The following is a 24,715-nucleotide window of genomic DNA, read 5'->3' as shown; positions in this document are numbered from 1 at the left end:
TGGGCAGGCGCGCCGTCAGGAGGCCGGGAAGGCCTCGGGGAAGAAGGTCGCGGGCAGGTACAGGAAGACCCCCGGCAGCAGGATGACCATCAGGATGATCCCGACCGTGATCGCGATGATCGGCAGCACGGCCAGAAAGGCGCGCGGCATGTCGACCTCGCCGATCTGCGCGGCGATCAGCAGGCAGATCCCGTAGGGCGGCGTCGTCAGTCCGATCGCCAGGGACAGGCAGACGACCAGCGCCAGATGGATGTCCGGGATCTGCGCGAGAACGCCCAGCTCCTTGATGATCGGCAGGAAGATGATGACCGCCGTCATCGGGCTGAGCACGGTGCCGACGATCAGGCAGAAGGCCATCAGCAGCAGCATGACGCCCGTCTGCGTATCCGAGATCGAGGTGATGAACGTCGCGACCTCGCGGGCGACGCCCAGATAGGCGATCAGCCAGCCCATGATCCCTGCGGCCGCGACCGCGAACATCGGCAGGGCATAGGCGACGACGGTGGATGCCAGGATGTCGAACAGGGCCGCGGGCCGCACGGTGCGATAGACGACGACCGCCAGCACCAGGCCGACCAGCGCGGCGATGGCCGAGGCCTCGGTGGCGGTGAAGAAGCCCGAGATGATGCCGCCGAGGATGATCAGGGGAATGAGCAGGGCCGGTGCGGCACGCCGCGCGCTCTCCTTGCGTGCCTGCCACGGCATGTAGGGCGTGTTGGCGACCCCGTAGCGCCGGGCGACGTAATAGGTATAGGCCATCTGCCCCAGACCGATCAGCAGGCCCGGCAGCACGCCGGCCAGAAACAGCCCGGCGATGGAGACATTGCCGAAGGCGCCGTAGATCACGAACAGGATCGAGGGCGGAATGATCACGCCGAGCGTCGAGGAGGTCGCCGTCAGAGCGACGGCGAAGGGCGCGGGATAGCCGGCCTTCTTCATCGCCGGGATCATGATCGCGCCGACGCTCGCCGTATCCGCTGCCGCCGATCCGGACATGCTGGCGAACATCATGCTGACCAGGACGTTGATATGTCCGAGCCCGCCCTTGATGTGGCCGACCATCGATTGCGCGAAGGTCATCAGCCGGTCGGTGATGCCGCTGTCGTTCATCAGCCGGCCGAGCAGCAGGAAGAACGGCACCGCGAGCAGCGCGAAGGAGTTGATGTTGGAGACCATCTGGTTGACGACCGACGTCGCGGGAAGGCCCAGCTGGACGACCGTGACCAGAGACGCAAGCGCGATGGCGAAGGCGATCGGAACGCGCAGGAGGATCAGAAACAGGAACCCTGCGATCAGCGTGACGATAGGCGTCATCCCTGCACCCCGGCTTGCCGGGTGCCGAACAGGCGGCATGCGGTGGTCGCGATCAGTTCGACCGAGAAGAGCGCCATGGCCGCGCCCGACACGGCGACGGCCGCGTTCTGGTAGAACATCGGAAAGCCGAGCGAGAACGAAAAGCGGCGCCAGCTCATCTCGGCATAGGTCCAGCCCTCGACGGTCAGCACCCAGATCACGGGAAGACACAGGACCAGCGCCAGCAGGGTCAGCGCCGTGTTGGTGCGGGTGAAGCTGCCGGGCAGCACCTCGACCACGTAGTGGACGCCGCGCCGGTAGCCGACCGCCGATCCCAGGAAGACGGTCCAGACGAAGCAGAACATCGCCACCTCGTCCGTCCACACGAAGGTTCCGAGCGACGAGTTGCGCGCAACGATCTGGAACAGGACGCAAAGGATGAACGCCAGGAAGAAGGCGCCGCCGACCAGGTAGAAAAATCGCTCCAGCCCGGCATTGAATCTTATCAGCATAAGCTGCCTCCCATCACGGGGCCGGCCCCGGACGCACCGGGACCGGCACCGGAAAGTCACTTGATGTCGCGGATGATCTGCAGGACGTCGGTGGCGCCGATTTCCGCGGCGACCTGATCGTGCAGCGGACGGATGATCTCGATGAACGGCGTCTTGTCGACCTCCGTCACCGTGACCTTGCCCGACGCGATCAGCGGCTCCAGCAGCGAGGCGTCATACTCGATGCCCCGGTCGATGCCCGTCGCCGAAGCCTTGGCCGCCGCCTTGAGGAAAATCTCCTGATCCTGCGCCGACAGGCGGTCGAAGGCGAAGCGGCTCATGGTGATGTGGCTGACCATGAACTGGTGCTGGGTCTTGGAATGGTAGGGCGCGACCTCGAAGAGCTTGGCGCCGACATAGGCGCTGATCGAGCTCTCGAAAGCATTCGCCACCCCGGTCTGCAGGGCGGTGTAGAGCTCGGTGAAGGGCAGCGAGATCGGCTGCGCGCCCGAGGTTTCCCACATCTGCGCGTCCATGCGCGACCCCGGCACGCGCAGCTTCATGCCACTGAGGTCTTCCAGCGTTTCGACAGGCTTGATGTTGTTGCTGAGGTTGCGGATGCCGCCGCCGGTCAGCGCGAGCAGGGTCAGGCCGTTGTCGGCATCGCGATAGACCTGCCGATAGTGGTCCGTCACCGGACCCGACGGGTCCATGGCCGTGCGGAACACCTTCTCGTCCGGGAACAGGTAGCTGATGCTGAACAGCTGGAACTGCGGGAAGAAGGGCGTCGCCTCCTGGGTGCCGCCGATCAGCAGGTCGATGGTGCCCATCCGCATCTCGTCCAGTGCGGTCGCGTCGTTGCCGAGCACGCCGCCGGGATGAATGTCGATCTTCACGCGGCCTTCCGTCGCCTGCTCGACCTCGGCCTTCAGGACCTCGGCCGCATCGAGCCAGGGATGCGGGGCATTGCCCTGGGTGGAAAGACGGAGCGTCTGGGCCTCGGCTCCTCCCGAAAGGACGGCGATCATGGCGCCTGCAAGCGCGGACATGGCGTATCGTTTCATCATTATCTCCCTGCCAGAAGCTGTGCCGGCTCATCGTGCCGGGCTCCGATCTGCCTAATCTGCCGAGGTTCAATGATAATTTCTAATCTCAATAATCGATGCTATCATAACCTGGCATTATCCTTGCCAGGACAGCCATGGCCGCCCGCATCACCCTGAGACAGGTCCAGGCGTTCCGCCTGATCATGACCAACCGCACGATGACCATCGCGGCGGAGCAGATGTCGATCTCACAACCCGCCGTCAGCAGGCTGATCTCCGACCTGGAAGAGACGCTGGATCTCAAGCTGTTCGAGCGGGTCGGGCCGCGGCTGTTGCCGACATCGGCCGCCCGGCGCCTCATCGGAGAGGTGGACCGCGTTTTTCTCGGCCTCGATTTCGTCGAGGAAGCGGCGCGGCGGATCCGGCGGTTTGCGCTGGAGCCCTATCGGCTGGCGGTGCCGCCGTTCCTCTCCTACAGCTTCGCCGCAAAACTGGTGGCGCGCGTTTCTGCCGATATTCCGGACCTCGCCATCAGCCTGCATTCCGATACCTCGCGCGCCATCGCCGAACAGGTCTCCCGCGGCGAGCACGACCTCGGCATCTGCATGCCCGGCAGGTGGGAACGGGAGCTGAACGTCCTGTCGCGCCATGAGGTCGAAACCGTCTGCCTGCTGCCAGCCGATCATCCGCTGGCCGAGCGGCCCCGGATCATCCCTGAGGATCTCGACGGGGTAAGCCTCTACGTTCTCGGGCGCAGCGGCGCCATCCGGCCGCAGATCAACGAGGTTTTCGCGCAAAGGCAGATCGCCCCGCGCATCGTCGGCGAAATGCAGCATGCGCTGTCCTGCGCGGCCTTCGTGTCGCAAGGGCTGGGCGTTGCTCTGCTGGATTCCGTTTCCGCCCGGTCCGCAGACCAGAGCAGAACGACCATCCGGCCGTTCGTCCCCAGGATCGATCTCGAAATCGCATTGATCACATCGTCGCGGCATGTGCGAAGCGATGTCGACGACGCCTTTCTCACGCATATCCCGCAAGCTCTCGCGGAGTGCACCTGAGATCGCGCGACTGTCGGGACAGCGCCCAGCGAGCGGCTGGCCACAACGCGCGATGTCGTCAAGGGCCTGATCTGATCGGAATCGGTGGGGGAGTGGTGGTGCCCAGGGCCTTATATTACTGATATTAAATGTTTGCCCTTCTCACTGGTGTTCAGATGCCGTCAGATATATCGACACTGTAAATCACCAGAAAATTGAAATTAACTACATTTTGGTTGTCGCATCTATCTGTTATCGTGGCTAAATCAGGCACTGTTGTTCATACTCCATCTATTCTCGTTTGCTTGCAGAAGCCTTCTTGCTGGCATCTATCACTACTATCTCCGATGCAGGCTCACCCCGGGCGAGACGTTCACGTCTCGTCTGTTGAATATTTTCCAACTTGTTCCCCAAGCCACCGTAGTCAAGAATCACGAAAAACCCATGATCGGTGCCTGAAGCATTCTTATAGATTTCGAGCTGACGATTGTAGCCATGAACTACTTGGCCCATTGAGCGCTTCATCTCGACTAGGACCCGGGCGTGGTATCCCTTGGAGTATTTGAAATCGATAGGTCCGCCACCCATGTTTGCTTCTGGTGATATGTCGATGTCGTTCGCTTCACAAAAGCAGTCTGACATCGCAAAATATATAAGCTGAGCGGCTCTTTCTTTCTTCGGTTTATCGCCAATCCAAAGGGCCTCCCATAAATTCCCCTTCTCAATATGATGAGCAAACCGTTCAATTGTATCCAAAACGACCTTCTTAATTTCATTAACTCCTTTTGATACGTCATATTTCTGATCGCTCCTGAAGAGATTCAAGTCACCTTGGAGTATTTCTTTGATTCGATAATACCCGAGCGCGTCAATATTGGGGTCGTAATAGGTTGCACTCTCTTTAACCGCGGCAATGAAAGCCTCAAAGACATCCTTCGATTGCATGGCTGCACTGCGAAGTGCTTCCTTCCGATCCGCTACTGTTGGTTGAGCGATGCTTGCAAGGAGCGCGTTCACGCGCTGGCGAATTAAGGCATTGGCATCAATAGCTGCTTCGATATCGTCCCAGCTTCTCGCGACGGGGAGTTCCCGAACAATGTCCGAGGGAACGAGTACAAGCGCCCGTTCTTTTCCGCCGGCGTTGGTGTAGTGCGGCAGAGCAATGTCCGGTGTTGCGTCCGAAACCTTCAAAGGGATGCCCAGCGGATCACAGAACTCGTTTGTTAGCCTAGCAAGTTGTGGCTGGATGACACGAGATGTGAGATCGCTGATCGTGTCAGGCCCAACGTTTTCCTCAAAAAAGCCCATAAGCGAAATCATTTCGGGATCTTGTGTCCCAAGCTCCACGATCTCCTTTGCAGTGCGGAGTATCACGTCACGCAATTCATTAGGTCGCGAATTCCCCGGCCTATCGCTGGTCCCATAGCCAAGACCATTTGCGGGGGCCTCACGCAAGCTCATCTGTTGCTGCGCAGCCTTCCAAGCAGGATCTCCTTCTCGCTTGCACATAGCAAGCAACCGGATGACCCGTTGAAAATGAGCGCAGAAGCTTCGATAGCCATCTTCGCGAATGAGCCTGTGTTCCGATTTACCCAAGAGAATCGGATCAACAAATAACTGCGTGTCCACGGTTAGGAATGGATCGATTAGACCCGCATCAGCCAAGTTTTTGGGATCGATTTTGAAGTGCTGCGAGAACAATAATGGATTGGAAAACGTAGTCATTTTGCTCCCCCTCCCGGTAGCCTGGTGACAATTTGGAGGGAATTTACCAACACCGCAACATGACATTGTGGCTGGCCTGTCGTCGGCAGGGTCAGAACCTAACTATCATCCTGCTCCGAGGACGCCGAAGCACGATGGATAGATAGACGTCAATTACCAACCTACCATTGCGGCTCCGCATATGAGGATCGATCCACCAGCATTTCATTTTTTAAGTTATTAAATGAAATCAAGTAGTCGATTTAAAGCGTTTTCGGCGGATCTTGACGGTATCGGTGAGGATACCTCCCAATGTACCGTGGAAAATACCATCAATTTCTCCACTGCTCCGATTTTTTTGGGAGCGCGAAATAATAATCTATTGATCCTCTGGATAACTTTATGGTCAAATTCAACTTAAAAATGAATGGTGCCCAGGGCCGGAATCGAACCAGCGACACGCGGATTTTCAATCCGCTGCTCTACCAACTGAGCTACCTGGGCCCGCGAAGCGTGTCGCGGCAAGCCCGCGTCGCATCGAAGTGCCGGTCTTATAGAGGCTCCCACAAGGCCTGTCCAGTTCCCTCGCCAAAGTTTTGCACAAGCGCGCAAGCAGCGTCCGGCGCGGCTGCGTTCGAGGGTGCGGCCGCCGGGCCTTCGCCCGGCAAACCCTTGACGGAACTTACCTACTGCTGGCCGACGACCACGCCGGTCGCGGTGTAGGAGCCGCTGGGATCGGACACGCCGAAGCTGCCGACGACGCCCTGCGCCGGCCCGCCGGGGCCGCGCACGAAGGAACCGGTCAGAACGCCCGACAGGGTCTCCTCGGGATTGCCCAGACCTCCGATGAAATGGTTCAGCCCCTCCGGGTTGCCCGACGGGCCGAGCACCGATCCGCCGAAATTGTATCCGTCGAAATTGGTGATGCTGGCCGTGCCGCTGCGCGCGCCGAAATCGTAGGTCATGTTGAAATTGCCGGCGGCGAGATACTGCACCGGACCGTCGGTCGTGGTGCGCGCCACATTGCCGACCGCATGGCCGGCATAGGAGGCCGAGCCGACGGTCGGCAACTCGCCGAAGGTCGACACATCGCCGGCCGCCCAAGTGCCCAGATGCACAAAGTCGCGCCGACGCGGGTCGAACGGCGCCGTCTCCGACACGTCCTCGCCCCGGAAGCGCGTGCCCCAATACCCCCATTCCAGGAAAGCGCAGGTGCAGCGCGCAACGTCCGTGAACAGGTCGTTGTCCGCGCCGGCGACCAGGGTCGAAGGCACCATGTAGCTGCGCGGATTGCTGTCGGGGGCAATGATCGATCCCTCGTCGGTGACCGCGAAGGTCTCGCCGAAATTGTAGGTCAGGGCATAGCGGTCGTCGTCGATCAGCGCCGACTGGCCGTTCGGGCCGGTGGTGAACAGGCTGTCGCCGAAGCCCAGCACCAGCGCGGCCAGGTGATCGTCCGCCTCGAAGGTGTCGAGCACGGTCATGCTGGCGCCGACCGAATTGTTGACCGCGTCGAAGCCGATGGTCAGCATCTCGGGCGTCAGCGACCAGAACGGCACGGCAGCGCCGCCATTCGATCCGACCTCGACCATTCCGGAGGCATAGCCGTTGAGGAGCCGGCTCGTGCGGGTGAACTCGCCGACCGGAGAGATCGACGCAACCTGCGCCACATGCATGTAGCCGGAGACCGTGTCGGTGACGGATTCGTAGGGAAGCGGCAGGCGCGCGGAACTGTCGTTGCCGGTGTCGAGGTCGCCGACGCCGAAACCGAGAACGAAATTCTCGCCGTTCGGGCCGAACACATGGCTGCCATCGCCCCCCGGAACGGAGGAGACGGGACCGGCATAGAGCACGGAAGGGTCGTAGCCGGACACGCGGAAGCCGCCGCGCCGAGGCCCGCCGACGACGAGCCCGTCCTCCTCGTCCTCGTAGATCCGGCCCGCCGAGACGGAGATCGCCGAGGCCTGGTTGGCGCCCTGCCCCTGGATCAGCATGGAGGCGACCAGGAATCGCGTGTCGTTCTCGGTAAGGTTCGGTCCCGTCACCGTCAGAAGATCGCTGGTGCGCACGTTCTGCAGGAAATACGAGCCGAGCATCTCGCCGGCCAGCGGATTGAGGAAATACAGGTCATGGCCGATGCCGGTGCGGGCGACATGCACCGGATCGGACGACAGGTGATAGCGGCGGATCTGGTTGGCGCCGGCGACACGAAGCGCATCGGGGTCGGTGCGCACGCCCCAGAAGCCGAAGGTCGGCTCGTTGACGACGAGCGGCCCGCCGATATCGCCCGGAACCTCGGAAGGGATGAGCAGCGGCGCGGTGATCTCCTCGAAATAGGTGAAGGCGAGGAAATGGTCGCCGTTGCGATAGACGGAGCCGGCAACCGTGCGTCCGCCGGAAGTGACGACGCGGAACGCTGCCTCCCCGCCCGTCGGCAGCGGGATGGTGATGGTCTCGCCGCCGATCGTGCCGGTGAGCTGGGTGCCGCCGCCGGTCACGGTGAAGGTGGCGGTGATGTCGCTGCCCGGGGTGCCGCCGATGAGGCCCTGGCGGCCGGGATCGGTGACGGTGAAGGTCTCGAAGGCCGGATCGTAGGACGCGGCGGCGGTGAGCACGCGCATCACCACCTCGCCCCCATCGACCGGCGGCGGCGGATCGCCGACCACCTCGCGGATGATATCGCCGGTGGCGCCGTGATTGATCTCGTTGACGACCTGGCCGCCTTCCGTGATGCGGGTGGACTGGACGACCTCCGGGCGCGGGCGCGGCAGAACGGCGACGACCGGCCGACCGGAATTGGTCTGACCGAGCCCGGAATTGCGGACCTGGGTGTCGGTCGGCGGAGCGGAGATGCCGCCGGTCTGGCCGCTGCGCCCGGCCAGCCCCTGCTGCACGCCGGCGATGTCGGCCTGGTTGGTGCGGCGGATTTCCGGCCGGTAGTTGCCCGCCTGCGCCGAGGCGATGGCCAGCGTGTAGCCGCGCTCGTAGATGCGCCGGCTCTCGCCGTTGAGGCCGGTGAAGCTCAACTCGTCGCCGAACAGCAGCGAGAAGCGCGCGCCGCCGTCCAGCAGGTTGAGATTGGCGATGCCGCCGCGAATGCCGATGGTGCCGACCGGCGTCTTGACCGTCACCCCGCCGGCATTCTTGCTGAGCCGGCCGCCGACGAAGCGGGCAACGCCCTTGCCGAGCGTGGCGACGAGCCTGCCGGTGCCCGCATCGGGATCGTAGACGAATTCGTCGATGACCAGATCGGAATTGGCGCCGACGGTGAAGGTGGAACCGTCGACCAGCAGGATCTGCACCAGCCCCTCGCCAGCCGTCTCGATCCGCTCGCGAAAGATCAGGTTGTCGCCGAGCACGACGGTGCGGGTGGGCGCGCCCGGCGGCGTGCGCAGGGCATCCTGGTTCACGGCGGCGGCAACGCCGACGTCGCTTCGGGCCGTCGCGGCCCCCGGCACCATGACAAGGGCGGCACCGAGAGCCGCCATCACATATTGCCTGCGCATTTCAGCCCCCTTCGGAACGGCGCGTGTAATGTCGAGTATCAGGCGATGTCAGAACGTCTTGATCAGGCTCAGCGTCAGCGACGTGTTGGAATAGTCGCGCGTCTGGTAATTCGATTGCATCCGCCGGTATTCGGCCGCCAGCGACATGGCTATGTCCTGGCGGAACGGCACGTTCAGCGCGCCGCGCACCCACAGCTCGTTGTCGGTCTGGCTTTCGGTGGCGCTGATCGCCGGGTCCGGCGCGTCGAACTCGCGGCGGATGTAGCCGACATCGGCATCGACCGACCAGACGGTGCGCAGCATCTCCACCGGCGAGGCGAAGCGATAGGTGAGACCGGCCGAAAGACCCGCCTCCCAGCTCTGCTCGTAGCGCACGGAGGCATGCTCGTAGTCGCCGAGCAGCGCGACGCGGCCCGACCAGGCAGAGGAAAACTGGTAGCTGTTGGTCAGCTGCGCGAGGATCTGGTAGCCGTTGCGGTCGCTGACGGTCGGATAGGTGCGGCTGTCGCGGTACCAGCGATAGCGGTACTCGATCTTGGCGTTGACGCTCGACAGCGGGCTCGGCTGGATGCCGAAGCGGGCGCCGAAGCCGGTCGCGCCGGAATAGTTGGAATTGTCGAGCCGCACGCCGGTCAGGATGCCGTAAAGGCCGAGGCGGGCATTGTCGATGTCGAAGCGGGCCAGGTTGAACGAGGGACCGAAAGTCAGCTCCGCCAGCTCGGTATTGAGCCGTGTGCTGTCGAAATAGCGCCCGCCGTAGAACAGCAGGTCCGCCTCCAGCAGATCGCCCTGGGTGCCGAGATCATAGGCCGCATGCACGTTGCCGGCGACGAAAGCGTTCCAGTCGGCGCGGCCGATGGCGGTATCGTCCAGGAGGAAGGTGACGCCGTTCAGCGTGACCTGCCGACCGCCGGGACCGGCATTGGCATTGGACTGCCAGCGCAGGCCGGTCATGAGCGTTGCCGAGAACTTGGTCGGGTCCTCGGCCGTTTCGATGGCGGTCATGAAGGTCTGGACGCGCTCGGTCACTTCCGGCGGCACGTTCGGCGCCTGCAGGGCCTGCTCGAAATAGGAGCGCGCGGCATCGAAGGAGCCGAGGCGGAAGTAGAGGACGCCGAGCTCGAGCTGGATGCGCGGCAGACCCGGCGCGTAGATCAGCATGCGCTCGAAGGTGCCGATGGCCGCCTCGTAGTCGCCCATGCGGGCCGACAGGGTGGCGTATTCGAAGGCGATGTCGAGATTGGCGGGATCGCGCATCATCGCAGCCAGAAGCTCGGTCTGGCGGGCGCGCAATTGCTCCTGAGACAGGGGCGCCCCGGCGAGCACGGACTGACTCTGGGCCTGAGGTGCGACGTTCTGTGCCTGCGCCGCGCCGGCGACAGCGAGCAGTCCGGCAGCAGCAACTCCAGCAATACGCAGAACCCCACGCCGGGCAACCACCGCCACGTTCACGACCCCCTCCGGAAAAACATGTACTGAACGGGGGGAGATTACGTTACGTGCCCTGTGAGAGTCCCGCCCAAAGGGCAGTCCCTGTCAAATAATGAGGGTTATGTTGCATTCCGGGCACAACCTGCCCCTGACGACCTGCGCCCGAGGGCCGCGCGAAGCGACAGGCCGGATCACTTGACCTCGCGCACCCGGCCGTCGGTATAGGGCTTGTAGCCGTCGGGGCGCGCGGCGATGTAGTCGGCCAGAACCGTCTCCAGACCCGGACCGTAATCGTAGGCATTGGTGCCGGCCTCGGAGAAGATCTTGTAGCCGTCGCCGCCGCCACGCATGTAGTTGTTGGTGGCGACCACGTAGGTCTTGTCCATGTCGAGCGGCTGCCAGCCGTTCTCCTCCTCGACCTCGACCTGTATGATGCGACCGTCGCCCGGCTTGCGCGTGCGGGTCCAGGTGAAGCGCATGCCGGCGACCTGCGGGAAGCGGCCGGCCCCCTCCTCCACCTGCGAGACGCCGTTTTCCAGCGCGGCGACGATATCGCGGCCCTTGAGCTGGAAAGTGGCGAGCGTGTTCTGGAACGGCAGCACCGTCAGCACCTCGCCCATAGTCACCTCTCCGGCATCGATGGAGGCGCGAATGCCGCCGCCGTTCTGGATGGCGATCTGCACGCCCTGCCCGCGCGTGCGCTCCAGCATGGCATCGGCGATGAGGGTGCCCATGGCGCACTCGCCGGCGCGGCAGGTGTCGCGCGAGCCGTCGATGGTCTCGCTGGTGCTGCCGATGACCTTGGCGCGCAGTTCCTCGAGCGGTGCGGCAAGCTCGGCAAGGCGGGCGGCCACCGTCTTGTCCGCCGGCACCGAGGCATCGAGCAGGATCGGATTGCCGGTCGCCGAGACGACCTTGCCGGCATCGTCGAAGACGATCTCGATCTCGCCGAGGAACTTGCCATAGGCATAGGCCTGGACGATGGGCACCTGACGGCCGGCCGGGTTCTGCACCAGCACCGGATAGGGACCGGCGGCCCCTTCGTGGGTGTTGGACAGGAGCGTGTGCGAGTGGCCGCCGACGATGACGTCGATGCCGGGCACGCGCGTCGCGATCTCCATGTCGCGCGGCAGGCCCATATGGGTCAGCGCGACGATCTTGTCGACGCCGGCTGCCTGCAGTCCCTCGACCGCGCCTTTCAGATAGGTCTCGGCGCGCTGGAAGAACACGTTGGGTCCGGGCGAGGAGGTCTCGACCGTATCCTCGGCCAGAACCGAGACGATGCCGACCTTCTGTCCACCGATCTCGAGCACCAGCGTTCCGGGCACCCGGCCCTTCAGCGTCGGCTCGTTCTCCACCTCGATATTGCCGGACAGGACCTTGGTATCGACCTTGTCGAGGAAGCCGGCGAGGCCAGCCGGTCCGTCGTCGAATTCGTGATTGCCGACGGCCATCGCGTCGAAGCCGATCATGTTCATGAACTCGGCAGCGGCGGCGCCCTTATAGGTCGTGTAGAAGAGCGAGCCCTGGAACTGGTCGCCGGCATCGAGCGTCAGCACGTTGCGGCCGGCGGCGGAAAGGGCCGCGCGGCGCTCGTCGATCTTGCTCTTTACGCGGGCGATGCCGCCGAAGCACTTGCCTTCGGTATCGTCCTTGGCGCTGCAAGTGGAATCGTACTTGTTGATGGGCTCGAGGCGCGAATGCAGGTCGTTGATGTGGAGGATCGTCAGGGCGTAATCGGCCTGGGCCGGGGCGACCGCCAGGGATGCCGACAGCACCATGCCGCCCGCGGCGGCCAGCATGGCCGCGCCGAAAGAAGCAACCCGCATACTGTCCACTCCCCGTAGGATGGGGCCGCGCACCGTCGATGCGGCGACTGCCCAGGCTGCCGACAAGAGGAAGGCGTTCACGCCCTCTGCCCCCTATTCGCGATTGCGAGACTGCCAGCTTGCCGGGGGCAGATCAACCGTTCCCGCAGCACGGCAACGGCGGCCTGCCGCTCATCCACGCAAGATCGCAGGATTTCAGTTGCAGTAGTTGCCGCAATAGGTGTTGGCGTTCGACCTGATGTAGACGGAGTTGGCGTGATTGACATCGCGCGGGTCCGGCCCCGTCGGCCCGCTGTTCAGCACCGGCGCCGGATACTGCGCCTCGAACTTGGGCGGCAGCGCGGAGTTGAACGTGGAGAAGCGGGCGATCTGGCTGGCGGTCGGACGGCTGCCGGACGGACGGTTGCCCTTCAGGATGCGGTTCACGGCGGCAACGACCGCGGCGGGCGTGCGCTGGGAGGCACCCTGCCCGCCATTGGCGAAGATCGAGAAGCCCGGCCGGTAGACCCGGGTCGTCTTGCCGTTGCTGCCGGTAAAGGTCAGGTCCTTGCCATAGAGGAAGGAGAACACCGTCTCGCCGTCGCGGTCGACGAGGTTGGCCATGCCGCCGCGCACGCCGATGGTGCCCTGGCGGGTGTTGATGGTGACGCCGCCGCGCTGCTTGGAGATGCGGCCGCCGACATAGCGGGCAACGCCCCTGCCGAAGGTGGCGACGATGCGCCCCGTGCCGGCGGACGGCGAATAGACGAACTCGTCGATGACCAGGCTGGAATTGGGTCCGACCACAAAGTTGGACCCGTCGGCAAGCAGGACCTGTACCAGGCCCGAGGCGCCGGTCTCGATCTTCTCCCGGTTTACGAAGTCGGAGCCGATACGGATGGTGCGCATACCCGCCCCGCCGCGCTGGCTCTGGGCGCTCTGGTTGACGGCACTGGCGACGCCGACGGGCTCGCTGGCGAAAGCCGGCTGGCCGGCCACGGTGAGCAGGGTCGCAACGGCGAGCGCAAGGGGGCGGAAGGTCATAGCCATGTCCAGTCTCCTGTCGGCGGATCGCAAGCGGATCTGCCGCTCGTCTCGTTGCTACCCTATCGTCTTTGCCGCGCGCCGGGGTGACAGACGTCACAAACCGGCGAAATCCCCCGCGTCACTCGCGGTTTTCGAGATTTTCCTGCGCCGCCTCGAGCGCTGCAAGGTCTTCCGGCTCCAGCTCGACCACCGGCACGCTGTAGCTGCCCGACAGCCAGCGGTTGAGGTCCACGTCGGCGCAGCGGGCGGAGCAGAAGGGATGGTAACGCTCCACCGACAGCTTGCCGCAGCCGGGACAGGGCCGCGCCCGCCTCTGCCTTGTGCCTTCGTCCTGTGCGTTCGTCATTCTGTCTCCCTCGGCCCGAAGCAGGGCCGGTTGATGCTGTTCCAGCTATACTGGAGCACTCCGCCGACGTCGACCGCAACATCGGCGGGAAAGGTGTGTGCGGCCCGGCGGAACGCCGCTCAGCCGCCGCGGCGGATCCGCCGCCGGTCCATCGCCCGCAGCTCCGTCTTGAGGATCTTGCCGTAGTCGTTCTTCGGCAGTTCGGGAAGCTGCAGGTAGTCCCTGGGACGCTTGAAGCGGGCGATGTGTTCCAGACACAGCGCATCGAGCTCGCCCGGTTCGGCATCCCCGGCATAACAGGCGACGACGCTCTCACCCCATTCCTCGTCCGGCCGGCCGATGACGGAGACTTCCCGCACGCCCGGATGGGTGAGCAGCACCTCCTCCACCTCGCGCGGATAGATGTTGGTGCCACCGGAGATGATGACGTCCTTGGAACGGTCGAGCAGCGTCAGGTAGCCGTCCGCATCGAAGATGCCGACATCGCCGGTATGGAGCCACCCGCCGCGCAGCGCCTCGGCGCTTGCCTGCGGATCGTTCCAGTAGCCGAGCATCACCGTGTCGCCGCGCACGAGGATCTCGCCGGTCTCGCCATGATCGGCCGCCGCCCCGTCGATCCGTACCTCGACGAGGGAACTGACGAGGCCGGCGCTGGCAAGGCGCGCCTCCCAGCGTGGGTGGTCGCGGTCGGCGATGTCGGCCTTCGAGAGAACCGTGCCGGTCATCGGCGTTTCGCCCTGGCCGTAGATCTGGGCAAAGCGCGGTCCGAACCGGTCGATGGCGCGGCGGGTGTCGGCCACGTGCATCGGCGCACCGCCCCAGACGATGGTGCGGATGTTCTCCGTCATCGCCTCCATCGGACACTCGGTCAACCGCCGGATCATGGTGGGGGCGGCGAACATCGACACGCCGCGGCTGCGCGAAACGATCTCCAGCACCTCGTCGGCCTCGAAGCCACCGGACTCGGCGACCGCATTGATGCCGAAGCGCATGACATGGGCCATGGCATAAAGGCCCGAGCCGTGGCTCATCGGCGCGGCATGCAACAGCGTGTCGCCCTCCGCCACCGGGTCGACATCGGTGAGATAGGCAAGGCTCATGGCCACAAGGTTGCGATGGCTGAGCATCGCTCCCTTCGGCCGCCCCGTGGTGCCGGAGGTGTAGAACAGCCAGGCGAGATCGTCGGGCGCAGCTTCGGCCAGCGGCGCCGGATCGCCGGCGACCAGCGACCAGAACTGCGGCCCGCCCAGCGTCACCACATCGCGCAGGCCCTCGGGCGCATAGGCGGCGACATCGGCCTCCATGCCGGAGCTGACGAGGGCAAGGCGCGCGCCGCAATTCTCCAGGATCCAGCCGATCTCGGCGCTGTGCAGCTTGACGTTGACCGGCACGGCGACCAGGCCCGCCCACCAGATCGCGTAGAGCGCCTCCAGGTAATGCGGGCCGTTCTTGGCGACGATGGCGACCCGGTCGCCGCGGGCAAGGCCGTAGTGGGAAAGGAGGCTGCCGGCCAGCCGGGCCGAGCGGCCGGCAAAGTCGCGGTAGCTGGCGACCGGCGAGGCACCGCGCGCCAGCGCGACCGCGTCCGCGCGCGACCTTCCGGCCCGCGCCAGCCAGGCTGCGAGATTCATCGAGATTCCCCGCTTTGCATGATCATCCGACGGCAAGGAGGCACGGGCGTGCCCATTGCCGCATGACCCGCCCCGTTATGACAAGGAACCGCCGGCAAGGCCAAGCGGGAATTGCCCCGCCGCAGCGAAGGGCGCGCCGGGGGACGGGACCTCAGATCAGGGCCGGATGGCGGCCGGGTCGGCCCAGCCGGCAAGGACCGGATACTTGAGGCCTGCCAGCATATTGGCCGTCTCGTGCAGAGGCAGGCCGACCACGTTGGAATAGGAGCCGACCAGCTTGGCGACGAAGGCGCCCGCAAGTCCCTGAATGGCGTAGCCGCCGGCCTTGCCGCGCCACTCGCCGCTGTCCAGATAGGCATTGATCTCGGCGCGCGACAGCCGCTTGAAGCGCACGCGCGTCTCGACGAGACGCTGACGCACCACGTCCTTCGGCGCGCTGATGCACAGCGCGGTATAGACCCGATGGCCGCGACCCGACAGCAGCTCCAGGCAGGCACGGGCCTGCTCGTGGGTTTCCGCCTTGGGCAGGATCCGGCGACCGACCGCGACGACGGTATCCGCGGCAAGCACCAGCCCGTCGACATTGGCCGCGTTGCGGTCGGCGGCACGCCGCGCCACCTCGGCCTTGGTGCGCGCCAGGCGCTGCGCCAGCGCACGCGGAGTCTCGCCCCGGCGCGGCGTCTCGTCGATGTCGGCGGGCAGGAGCGTGTCGGGATCGATGCCGATCTGCTGGAGCAGCGCCAGCCGGCGCGGCGAGCCGGAGGCAAGCACCAACGCGGGGCGCGCGCCCTTGGCACGGGTCCCGTCGGTATTGCTCTCGTCGGAAGCTGCGGCGATCATCGGACCGCTGTCTCTCTGTCGCGGGTGACGGACCGGGCCGGGCGGCCCTGCGGCGTCACTTGAAACGGTAGGTGATGCGCCCCTTGGTCAGGTCGTAGGGCGTCATTTCGACAAGCACGCGGTCGCCGGCGAGAACGCGAATACGGTTCTTGCGCATGCGCCCGGCCGTGTGGGCAATGATTTCGTGGTCGTTTTCGAGCTTCACGCGGAACGTCGCGTTGGGAAGCAGTTCGGTGACCACCCCCGGAAATTCAAGCACTTCTTCCTTGGCCATATGGATTCCTGATTGTCGAGCCAGATGTGGCGGGGAACCTAACGGATCGGGCCGCGAAAGGGAACAGAAGGATTCGCGAAAATCCGCGGCTGTGCAGAGCCGCAGAAGGCAGGCTATCCGCCCGGGGTCGCGGCCCAGCCGAAACGCTTCTTGATGCGGGTCATCAGCAGGTCGCGGACGGCGCGATAGCTGTCGAGGATCTGGTCTCGCGAGCCGGTGGCGAGCGTGGGGTCGGGCGTCGGCCAGTATTCGACCTCGACCGCGTCCGTGCGCGTCATCTCCAGCGCCTTGTGATGGGCCTCCGGCGCCAGCGTCACCACCAGGTCGAAGCCCGACTCGTCGAGATCCTCGAAGGTTTTCGGCCGATGCGCGGCAAGGTCGCAGCCGATCTCGCTCATCACCGCCTCGACGAAGGGATCGGGCTCGCCGGCCCGCACGCCGCAGGACTTCACGTAGACGCGGCCGGGAAACAGCTTGGCGAGGATCGCCGCCGCCATCGGCGAGCGCACCGCGTTCATTCCGCAGACGAACAACACCGCCCCCGGCGCCGCGGATGGCGCGGTGCCAAGTACCATGTCGGGGCTCTTACCGGGTACGTCGCCCGGCCCAGACACGCTGCTAACCCTTCCAGTGCAGGGCGCAGACGAGGGTGAAGAGCCGGCGGGCGGTCTGCATGTCGACCCGGATCTTGCCCTCCAGACGCTCCATCAGGATGCGCGAGCCCTCGTTGTGGACGCCGCGCCGGCCCATGTCGATGGCCTCGATCTGGCTGGGCGTCGCCGTCTTGATCGCCTCGAAATAGCTCTCGCAGATCAGGAAGTAGTCCTTCACCACCTTGCGCAGCGGGGTCAGCGACAGGATGTGCGTGACTACGGGATCGCCCTCCTCGCGCTCGACCAGGAAGACCAGACGCTTTTCGACGAGCGACAGTCTCAGCCGGTAGGGACCGCCGTCATCGCCGAGCGGCTCGAACTCGTTTTCCTCGATGAGGTCGTAGATCGCGACCGCGCGCTCGTGCTCCACGTCGGGCGTGGAACGCTGGATGGAATCCTCGTCGAGCTCCACCGCAACCAGCCGGGCGCTGTTGTTCTGTCCCATGACCTGCGCTTGCGCCCTCCATTGCCCGCACCGTGGTTCCGGCGCGCCCGTCAGCGGCTGCCCAACACCTATCGCGTCGAAGGGCCATCCGCCAAGCCCCTGGGGCGAGGCCCCTAGAGATTGAGGCGGATGGCGACCGAGCGGCCGTGGGCGGCAAGGCCTTCCGCCTCGGCAAGGGCGATCGCAGCCGGGCCGAGGGCACGCAGGTTCTCCGCGTTGCAGCGCAGGATCGAGGTGCGCTTGACGAAGTCCAGCACCGACAGGCCGGAGGAGAAGCGCGCCGAGCGGGCCGTCGGCAGCACGTGGTTGGACCCGCCGACATAGTCGCCGATGGCTTCGGGCGTGTGGCGGCCGAGGAAGACGGCGCCGACATTGCGGATGCGCGCGAACAGGGCCTCGGGGTCTTCCACCGCCAGTTCCAGATGCTCGGGCGCGATGGCATCGACCAGCGCCGGCGCCTCGTCCATCGACGCAACGGTGATGACGGCGCCGAAATCGGCCCAGCTTGCGCCCGCCACATCGGCGCGCGGCAGGGTCTTCAACTGGCGCTCGACCGCCTTCTCGACCGCCTCGGCAAAGCCGGCATCGTCGGTGATCAGGATCGACTGGGCGCTGGTGTCGTGCTCGGCCTGGGACAGGAGGTCGGCGGCGATCCAGTCGGGATCGTTGGCGCCGTCCGCGACGACCAGGATCTCGGAAGGACCGGCGATCATGTCGATGCCGACCGTGCCGAAGACCCGCCGCTTGGCGGCCGCGACATAGGCGTTGCCGGGGCCGACGATCTTGGAGACCGGACGGATGGTCTGCGTGCCGAAGGCGAGCGCGGCAACGGCCTGCGCCCCGCCGATGCGGTAGATCTCGGTGACGCCGGCAAGATGGGCGGCGGCCAGCACCAGGGGATTGAGCGCGCCGCCGGGGCTGGGCACGCACATGACCATGCGCGACACGCCGGCAACGCCCGCGGGAACCGCGTTCATGAGAACGGACGAGGGATAGCTGGCCGTGCCGCCGGGCACATAGAGGCCCACCGCCTCGATGGCCGTCCAGCGCGAGCCGAGCTCGACGCCGAGCGGATCGGTATAGCGGTCGTCCGCCGGCATCTGGCGGGCGTGATGGGAGGCGATCCGGTCGCGCGCCAGCTTCAGCGCGTCGAGCGTGCGCGGGTCGACCTTCTTCACCGCGTCCTCGATCTCCCCAGCCGTGACGGTCAGGTCCGCAAGGTTTGCCGCCTCCAGCCGGTCGAAGCGGCGGGTGTAGTCGAGGAGCGCCGCATCGCCGCGCTGCTTCACGTCCTCGATGATGTCTCGCACCGCCGTGTCGACATCGGCGGAGGCCTCACGCTTGCTGGACAGGAGGGCGTCGAAGTCGGCCTTGAAGCCGGTTGCACGGGTAGACAGGCGGATCGCCACGGGAGGAAGCTCCACAATTGACCGGGCCGGGCCCGGAAGGTCTGGAGAAAGGTCAGTCGGTCTCGTGGCTGGGGCGATGCTCGGTCGCCCAGGCCGCGCCGAGATCGGCAAGCTGGGCCTCGATGCACTCGACGTCGAAGGACAGGGTGCCGCCGCCCGCGAAGACGAGGTCGATGCGTCCTGCCGGCTCCTCGGAGACCACGAAATTCACCGCAAGCAGGGACAGGACCGCGTCCTTGGCATCCTGGCGGATGTTGCGCGTGCGTGGGCGCCCGGCTCGGGCGAAGGACAGGGCGGCGCGCCGCCGCTCGTTGGACGCCCGGTTGCCGGTGGCGGTGACGTCCCAGGCGAAGCGGTTCATGACGAGCACCAGATGGCGGTCGGCAGGATAGTAGCGGATATCGCCGACCTTCAGGACGGCGTCCTGGACCTGCGCGGAAATCACCGACAGGTCTTCTTCGTCCAGTGCCGCCAGCTTCAGTTGCTGCATGGATCAGCCGCCTCATGGGTTGTGCCGGGACTTGTGCCCGCGGCCGGCGCGCCGAAAGGCGACCGGCCCTCGGCCCTTACCTAATGAATTCACGCGCCAAAGCAACCGCCGAGTTGGCGCGGGACCCGCATGGGACGTCGGGCATCGGAAGGTCAGGCGACGGAAAGGAAGGTCTCGATGGGACCTGGCAGGCCGAAAAGTCCGCCCTGCCCCTGCACGCAGCCGGAGGCTTGCAGCAGTTGCGCCGCCTCCTCGCTGTCGATGCCGTCGACGGCGACATCGACGTCGAACGTTCTGGCCACGGCCACCAGCGCACGGATCACCGTCTCGCCGCGCGCCCCGGCCAGCATGTCCTGGAGGGCGCTGCGGTCGATGCGCAGGGAATCGAAGCTGAACCGGCCGAGCAGCTGAAGCGAGGACGAGTCCGAGCCGAAACGGTCGAGAACCAGCCGCACCCCGATGGAACGCAGTGCCTCGAACTGGCGCAGGGCCGCGCCGGAATTGACGAGGAAGTAGCTGTCGGCCACCTGCAGGTGGATGCGCTCGGGCGCGATGCCGGCAATGTCGATCTCGTTCTCGACGATGGAGGCGAGCGTTTCCAGGCTGAACTGACGCACGCTCAGGGACAGCGCGATCTTCTGGTCTGCCGGCGTGCGCACGGCGGCCGCCAGGACCTCGCGCAGCAGCGCGGAGGTCACGCTTTCCAGCACTGTCGTCTCCTGCGGACCGTCACCGGACGCGCCGCCCTGGCCCGCACCCGGCTGCAGGACCTGATAGCCGCGAAGCTCGCGGCTGCGCAGGCAGACGATGGGCTGGTACTGGACGATGCCGCCGGCGTGCATCGCATTGGTGCGCACCTCGACGCCCGCCGAGGCGAAGGCCGGCCAGACGACGGTGACATTGTCCTGGTCGAGGGCAGCTTCCGACATCCTTCCAACAGGCTTGTAGGCGCGAAAGCCGTTTCGCCCCTGGTTCTTCACGTCGTAGAGCGCGGCATCGGCCTGACGCATCAGCTCCGACAGGTCGGAGCCCCGCATGACCGGCGCGATGCCGATGCTGGCGCCGATCTGGACGCTGCTGCCGTCGATGGAAAACCGTGCGGAGATCGCGGTCAGGATCCGCTGCGCCACGGCTTCCGCTAGGTCGGACGGACGGTCGCAGCCCGACTCGCAAGACAGCAGGACCGCAAATTCGTCGCCGCCGATCCGGGCGACGAAGTCCTTGTCGCGCGCGCAACGCCGCAGCCGGTTCGCCACCTCGCACAGCAGCAGATCGCCGGCATTGTGGCCCAGCGCGTCGTTGACCGGCTTGAACCGGTCGAGGTCGATCAGCATCAGAATGCCGAGGCAGGACGGATCCGCTGCCCCGTCCGCGACGAGCTTCTGAAGCCGCTCGTTGAGATAGGTGCGATTGGCAAGGCCGGTGAGCGTGTCGTGGCGGGCGGCATGCAGCACCTTGTCCGCCGCCTTCTCCCGCTCGGTGACGTCCTCGTGTGTGCCGACCCAGCCGCCGTCGGGCAGCGGGGCATGGACGGTGGAGATGATCCGTCCGGAGCGCAGGCTGAACATGGAGCGGACCGTTTCGCCAGCCGAAAGCTGCTGCCTGATCTCTTTCACCCGGGCCTCCACGACCTCAGGCGACGTTGCACTGGCATTGGTCTCGGCGATCAGTTCGTGCAATGTCCTACCGCCATGGCTGCGGCCGCCGTCGTCGAGCCCGAACAGGACGGCATATTGCTCGTTCCACAGCGTGAGGCGCGCGTTGCTGTCGAAGACGCTGACGCCCTGGTTCATGTTGGCCAGAACGGCGCCGAGTTCGTCCGACTTCTCGCGCGCCAGCCGCTCCTTCTCGATCAGCTGCCGTTCGATCCGCTTGCGGCCGGAAATGTCGGTGAAGGTCGACAACAGGCCGCCGCCAGGCAGGAAAGTGCCGCGGATTTCCAGCATATCGCCATTGGGACGGCTGCGCTCGTAGCCGTGCTCGCGGCCTCCGAGGATCGTCTTGAGGCGATCGTTGGCCAGTTCCTGCGGATCGCCCTCGCCATACTCGCCGCGCTCAGCATTCATCAGGACGTAATCGGCCAGAGACGGCCGCCCGGCGAGATATTCGGGCGATACGTCGAGAAGCGTCTCGAATGTCCTGTTCCAGCCTGCGACGACGAGGTCCTGGTCGAAATAGACGACCGCGCCGGGGTAGTTCTGGAACACGCCCTCGATCATCATGGCCTGGCGCACGGTCCGCGTCACATCGGTGAGTGAAATCACCACACCGCCTCCCGTCCCTTCGACGGAGCTGCCGAAAGCCACGGCATTGAGGTTCAGCCAGCGCGGCGCTCCTTCCCCGAGCGTGAGGCCGGCGACGGTGCTGGACAGGCAGGCAGGATCTTCCGCGCCCCTGGCAAGCAGGTTGCCGAGCCGGACGCCGTCTTGCCCCTTGCCGATGAAATCGAGATCGAGGGCGGAGAGGGAGAGCCCGACGATCTCGCGCCCCCGAAGCCCGAGCATGACGAGAGCCGCCGGATTGTGGGACAGGATCCGCCCTTCGGCGTCGACGACGATCACGCCTTCGGACAAGGACAGCAGGGTTGTGCGGTAGAGCGCCTCCGACTGCTGCAGCCGGATCTCGGCCATCTTGCGGTCGGTCACGTCGCGAATGGCGCCGACGATGCGCACGACCCTGTCGTCGCGCGTCAGCGGCTTGCCGGCGAGCCGCACCCAACGCTCGCGTCCGCTGGCGGTGCGTGCGGGAAGCTCGAGGCTGAACGGAAAGCCGTGCAGGCGGGCATTCTCGAGCGCCCGGCGCAATTCGCACCTCGCCTCGGGCGTGAAGAAGCCGAGAGCCTTCTTCATGTCCGGCTCGTAGTCGTCGTCGACCTCGAGCAGGCGGCGGACCTGATCGGTCCACAAGAGCCGGTCCAGTTCCAGGTCGAGCTCCCAGCCGCCGACGCCGGAAATGCTGGTGGTCTGGGCGATCAGCTGCGCCTGGGTCTGGACCAGGGCCTGCTGACGCTGCGCCTCCTCGCGCAGGGCTGCCGCCTCCACCCGAGCCGCATAGGCGCGAATCAGCCCTTCGGCGGCGACACCCAGGTGGCTGAGCTGCTGCAGTTGCTCGGGAGAGGGAGTGCGCGGCACGGTATCGATGACGCAAAGCGAGCCGAGGCGATGCACGCCGTCGAGCGACAAGGGATAGCCGGCATAGAAGCGGGCGTGCGGCGCGCCGGTCACCAGCGGATCGTGGCGGAAGCGCGGATCGCTCGCAAGATCGGGCACGACCAGCAGGCCGGACCCCAGAATGGTGTGGCGGCAGATGGCGGCGCTTCGTGCCGTCCCGTCCATTTCCAGGCCGCATCGGGCCTTGAACCACTGCTCGTGCTCGTCGACGAAGGTCAAGAGCGCGATGGGGCAGCCGAAGACCGCGGCAGTGGTCTCGACCAGCGCGTCGAACTCCTTCGAGCGCCCGGAATCCAGGATGCCCAGGCGGCGCAACGCCTGGAGACGGGTCTCTTCGTTGTCGGGCAGCACGTCGAGGATCATCGAGCTCATGCGCCCACTATGCCTGCGACAAGTAAATTTTTCAAAATGAAGACCGATAACTTATCAACAAACTATGAATGAGCCCTCAACAAGCGATACCAGCCCGTTCTCTCCAAGAAAAATTGCTAGAATTTTTTGAAAATTATCGTGAAAAACATGCAATCCCGCAAGCAACCCGCACACGCACCTGCAATAAATAACAAGCCCTTAGGGTAGCAACAAGGACGGGAGACAAGAAGAAAAATCAATAGATTGCATGGGCTGCGGCTTTGCCGACGAGTCGGACTCTCGGCCCAGAACGCGCGGCGCCGGACTTATTGCATCGGCAGGACAGGCGCCCGCTGCCGGCGGGCTGCCCAGCCCCGCCGGCAGCAAGCAACGCGTCAGCCCTTCTCCATTACCAGCAGGACGGTTGCGGGGAGCTTGCCGCGATTCACCAGCTTGCGCGCCTCGCCGCGGGCGATGACGCAGGAATCGAGCGGACCGAGCACCGCCTCTTCCTCACCGTTGCCGATGGTGACCTCGCCGGCGATCACGACATAGATCTTCTCGTGCGGCGAGGCCTTCAGCGACGTATGGCCGCCGGGCAGGAGATGGGAGAGGCCGGCCCACATGGCGGCCGTCTCGCTCGCCTCATGGCCCTGCAGGCGGGCCATCGCCATGCCGTAGTGCTCCGGCGCCTCATAGGCGGGCGCCTCGTCGATGCGGGTGACCTTCATCCCTGCGGCCTCAGGATCACGCGATCCGGCGTGGAGCGCAGCACGGAGGCATAGGCGGTGGCGGCGTCCCGGAGGCCGTAGACGGCGCGCTGGTTGATCGGGAAAGGCTTCAGCAGGCCCTGCTCGAACTTCGGCTTCAGCTTGTCGAAGATGCGCGCGCCATAGACGCTGTCGAGCGCCAGCGTGTCGATGCCGATGAACTTGTGGCGACCACGGAAGAAATTGAAGATGTCGAAGGGCACCGCCCGGTCGAAGGTGGAGATGAAGATCTGCCGCCCCTGCTTGGCCAGCGCGGAATTGCCGATCTCGAAATACGGGCTGCCGACGGTGTTGAAGACGATGTCGGCACCATGGCCGCCGGTCTTCTCGCGCACGATAGCCGCAATGTCCTGCGAAGAGCTGTCGAGCATTTCGATCTCGGCATTGGCATGGCCGAGATAGGGCGTCGGCTTGTATTCGGCGGCAAAGACCCGGGCGCCGGCCAGCGTCGCCAGCTGGATCGCCGCCTGGCCGACCTTGCCGTTGGCCCCGCACACCAGGACGTTGTCCCAGGGCTGGACGCCGCCGGCCTCGCGCAAGCCCTCGAAGGCGGTGATGAAGGGAACGCCGATGGCGCCGGCTTCCTCGAAGCTCATGCCCGCAGGCTTTGCCCGCACCGCCGCCTGCGGCAACACCATGTAGCGGGCATGGCTGCCGTTCTGGGTGATACCGAGTTCGCCGCCGCCGCCCCAGACCTCGGTGCCGACCAGCGCCTGCGGCCCCTCGACGACGACGCCGGCGAAATCGCGCCCGGGGGTGCGCGGCCACACCGCATGCGGCATGTGGCCGAGCGAGGCCTTGACGTCGGACGGGTTGACGCCGGCCGCGTGGATCTCGACCAGCACCTGGCCGGGGCCGGGAGCCGGCACGGAAGGCTCGACCAGCTCGATGCGCAGGTTGTCGAGATCGGGCGATTTTTCGGAGACCCGCAGCGCCGGGCCGGTCTTGGGGGTGGTCTGGATGTTCATGTGACTGG

The 24,715-nt window shown here is 65.4% G+C and carries 20 protein-coding genes and 1 tRNA gene; 1 reads left to right on the top strand and 20 read right to left on the bottom strand.

The window, feature by feature from the left end; genetic code table 11:
• Positions 1-15: 15 nt before the first annotated feature.
• The 3 genes from MNI96_RS15700 to MNI96_RS15690 are packed head-to-tail and all read right to left on the bottom strand — an operon-like array spanning position 16 to position 2,833.
• Positions 16-1,314 (bottom strand): TRAP transporter large permease, encoded by a 1,299-nt coding sequence (locus MNI96_RS15700; protein ID WP_249694673.1) that lies wholly within the window; start codon positions 1,312-1,314, stop codon positions 16-18.
• Positions 1,311-1,805, bottom strand: coding sequence for a TRAP transporter small permease (locus MNI96_RS15695; RefSeq protein WP_249694671.1), 495 nt, complete (start codon positions 1,803-1,805; stop codon positions 1,311-1,313). The genes MNI96_RS15700 and MNI96_RS15695 overlap by 4 nt, the downstream gene beginning before the upstream one ends.
• A gap of 56 nt (positions 1,806-1,861) precedes the next feature.
• Positions 1,862-2,833 (bottom strand): TRAP transporter substrate-binding protein, encoded by a 972-nt coding sequence (locus MNI96_RS15690; RefSeq protein ID WP_249694669.1) that lies wholly within the window; start codon positions 2,831-2,833, stop codon positions 1,862-1,864.
• Between the two features lie 152 nt (positions 2,834-2,985).
• Here MNI96_RS15690 and MNI96_RS15685 point away from each other — a divergent pair, with 152 nt between their 5' ends.
• Entirely contained in the window at positions 2,986-3,885 is a 900-nt protein-coding gene (locus MNI96_RS15685; RefSeq protein WP_249694667.1) for a LysR substrate-binding domain-containing protein, read from the top strand.
• 270 nt (positions 3,886-4,155) lie between these two features.
• Here MNI96_RS15685 and MNI96_RS15680 read toward each other — a convergent pair whose 3' ends face one another.
• The 17 genes from MNI96_RS15680 to MNI96_RS15600 form a co-directional block, all read right to left on the bottom strand.
• Positions 4,156-5,589, bottom strand: a complete 1,434-nt coding sequence (locus tag MNI96_RS15680) for a DUF8370 family protein (protein ID WP_249694665.1) — start codon at positions 5,587-5,589, stop codon at positions 4,156-4,158.
• A gap of 407 nt (positions 5,590-5,996) precedes the next feature.
• Positions 5,997-6,072, bottom strand: a tRNA-Phe gene (locus MNI96_RS15675).
• A 182-nt stretch (positions 6,073-6,254) separates the two neighbouring features.
• Positions 6,255-9,074, bottom strand: coding sequence for a FecR family protein (locus MNI96_RS15670; RefSeq protein WP_249694663.1), 2,820 nt, complete (start codon positions 9,072-9,074; stop codon positions 6,255-6,257).
• 48 nt (positions 9,075-9,122) lie between these two features.
• Complete coding sequence (locus MNI96_RS15665) at positions 9,123-10,526, bottom strand: tetratricopeptide repeat protein (protein ID WP_249694661.1); 1,404 nt, start codon at positions 10,524-10,526, stop codon at positions 9,123-9,125.
• A gap of 170 nt (positions 10,527-10,696) precedes the next feature.
• The gene (locus MNI96_RS15660) at positions 10,697-12,334 is read right to left on the bottom strand and encodes a bifunctional metallophosphatase/5'-nucleotidase (protein ID WP_249694659.1); all 1,638 of its coding nucleotides are present in this window, start codon (positions 12,332-12,334) and stop codon (positions 10,697-10,699) included.
• Positions 12,335-12,529: 195 nt separating this feature from the next.
• Entirely contained in the window at positions 12,530-13,363 is an 834-nt protein-coding gene (locus MNI96_RS15655) for a FecR family protein (protein ID WP_249694656.1), read from the bottom strand.
• A 115-nt stretch (positions 13,364-13,478) separates the two neighbouring features.
• Positions 13,479-13,706 carry a DNA gyrase inhibitor YacG gene (yacG, locus tag MNI96_RS15650; protein ID WP_249694654.1) on the bottom strand — a complete coding sequence of 76 codons (228 nt, stop codon included), beginning with the start codon at positions 13,704-13,706 and terminating at the stop codon, positions 13,479-13,481.
• A 119-nt stretch (positions 13,707-13,825) separates the two neighbouring features.
• Positions 13,826-15,337 carry an AMP-binding protein gene (locus MNI96_RS15645; protein ID WP_249694652.1) on the bottom strand — a complete coding sequence of 504 codons (1,512 nt, stop codon included), beginning with the start codon at positions 15,335-15,337 and terminating at the stop codon, positions 13,826-13,828.
• A 156-nt stretch (positions 15,338-15,493) separates the two neighbouring features.
• Positions 15,494-16,177, bottom strand: coding sequence for a Maf-like protein (locus MNI96_RS15640; protein ID WP_097175497.1), 684 nt, complete (start codon positions 16,175-16,177; stop codon positions 15,494-15,496).
• A 55-nt stretch (positions 16,178-16,232) separates the two neighbouring features.
• Positions 16,233-16,451: a translation initiation factor IF-1 gene (gene infA, locus MNI96_RS15635; RefSeq protein WP_013653834.1), complete on the bottom strand. Its 219-nt coding sequence runs from the start codon at positions 16,449-16,451 to the stop codon at positions 16,233-16,235.
• A gap of 113 nt (positions 16,452-16,564) precedes the next feature.
• The gene (locus MNI96_RS15630; protein WP_249694650.1) at positions 16,565-17,026 is read right to left on the bottom strand and encodes an arsenate-mycothiol transferase ArsC; all 462 of its coding nucleotides are present in this window, start codon (positions 17,024-17,026) and stop codon (positions 16,565-16,567) included.
• Positions 17,027-17,069: 43 nt separating this feature from the next.
• The gene (locus MNI96_RS15625) at positions 17,070-17,549 is read right to left on the bottom strand and encodes a UPF0262 family protein (protein WP_249694649.1); all 480 of its coding nucleotides are present in this window, start codon (positions 17,547-17,549) and stop codon (positions 17,070-17,072) included.
• 113 nt (positions 17,550-17,662) lie between these two features.
• Positions 17,663-18,958, bottom strand: a complete 1,296-nt coding sequence (hisD, locus tag MNI96_RS15620) for a histidinol dehydrogenase (protein WP_249694648.1) — start codon at positions 18,956-18,958, stop codon at positions 17,663-17,665.
• A gap of 52 nt (positions 18,959-19,010) precedes the next feature.
• Complete coding sequence (locus MNI96_RS15615; protein ID WP_249694647.1) at positions 19,011-19,448, bottom strand: DUF2948 family protein; 438 nt, start codon at positions 19,446-19,448, stop codon at positions 19,011-19,013.
• Between the two features lie 152 nt (positions 19,449-19,600).
• Positions 19,601-22,990: a bifunctional diguanylate cyclase/phosphodiesterase gene (locus tag MNI96_RS15610; protein ID WP_249694646.1), complete on the bottom strand. Its 3,390-nt coding sequence runs from the start codon at positions 22,988-22,990 to the stop codon at positions 19,601-19,603.
• A gap of 374 nt (positions 22,991-23,364) precedes the next feature.
• A complete protein-coding gene (locus tag MNI96_RS15605) occupies positions 23,365-23,700 on the bottom strand; it encodes a cupin domain-containing protein (protein WP_249694645.1) in 336 nt (111 codons plus the stop codon).
• Complete coding sequence (locus MNI96_RS15600; RefSeq protein ID WP_249694644.1) at positions 23,697-24,707, bottom strand: quinone oxidoreductase family protein; 1,011 nt, start codon at positions 24,705-24,707, stop codon at positions 23,697-23,699. The genes MNI96_RS15605 and MNI96_RS15600 overlap by 4 nt, the downstream gene beginning before the upstream one ends.
• Positions 24,708-24,715 lie beyond the last annotated feature (8 nt).

This window comes from Stappia sp. WLB 29 (assembly GCF_023507705.1).
Classification (GTDB): Bacteria; Pseudomonadota; Alphaproteobacteria; order Rhizobiales; family Stappiaceae; genus Stappia.
Note: the sequence above shows the minus strand (reverse complement) of the source record. Positions and strands in the feature narration are given on the sequence as shown.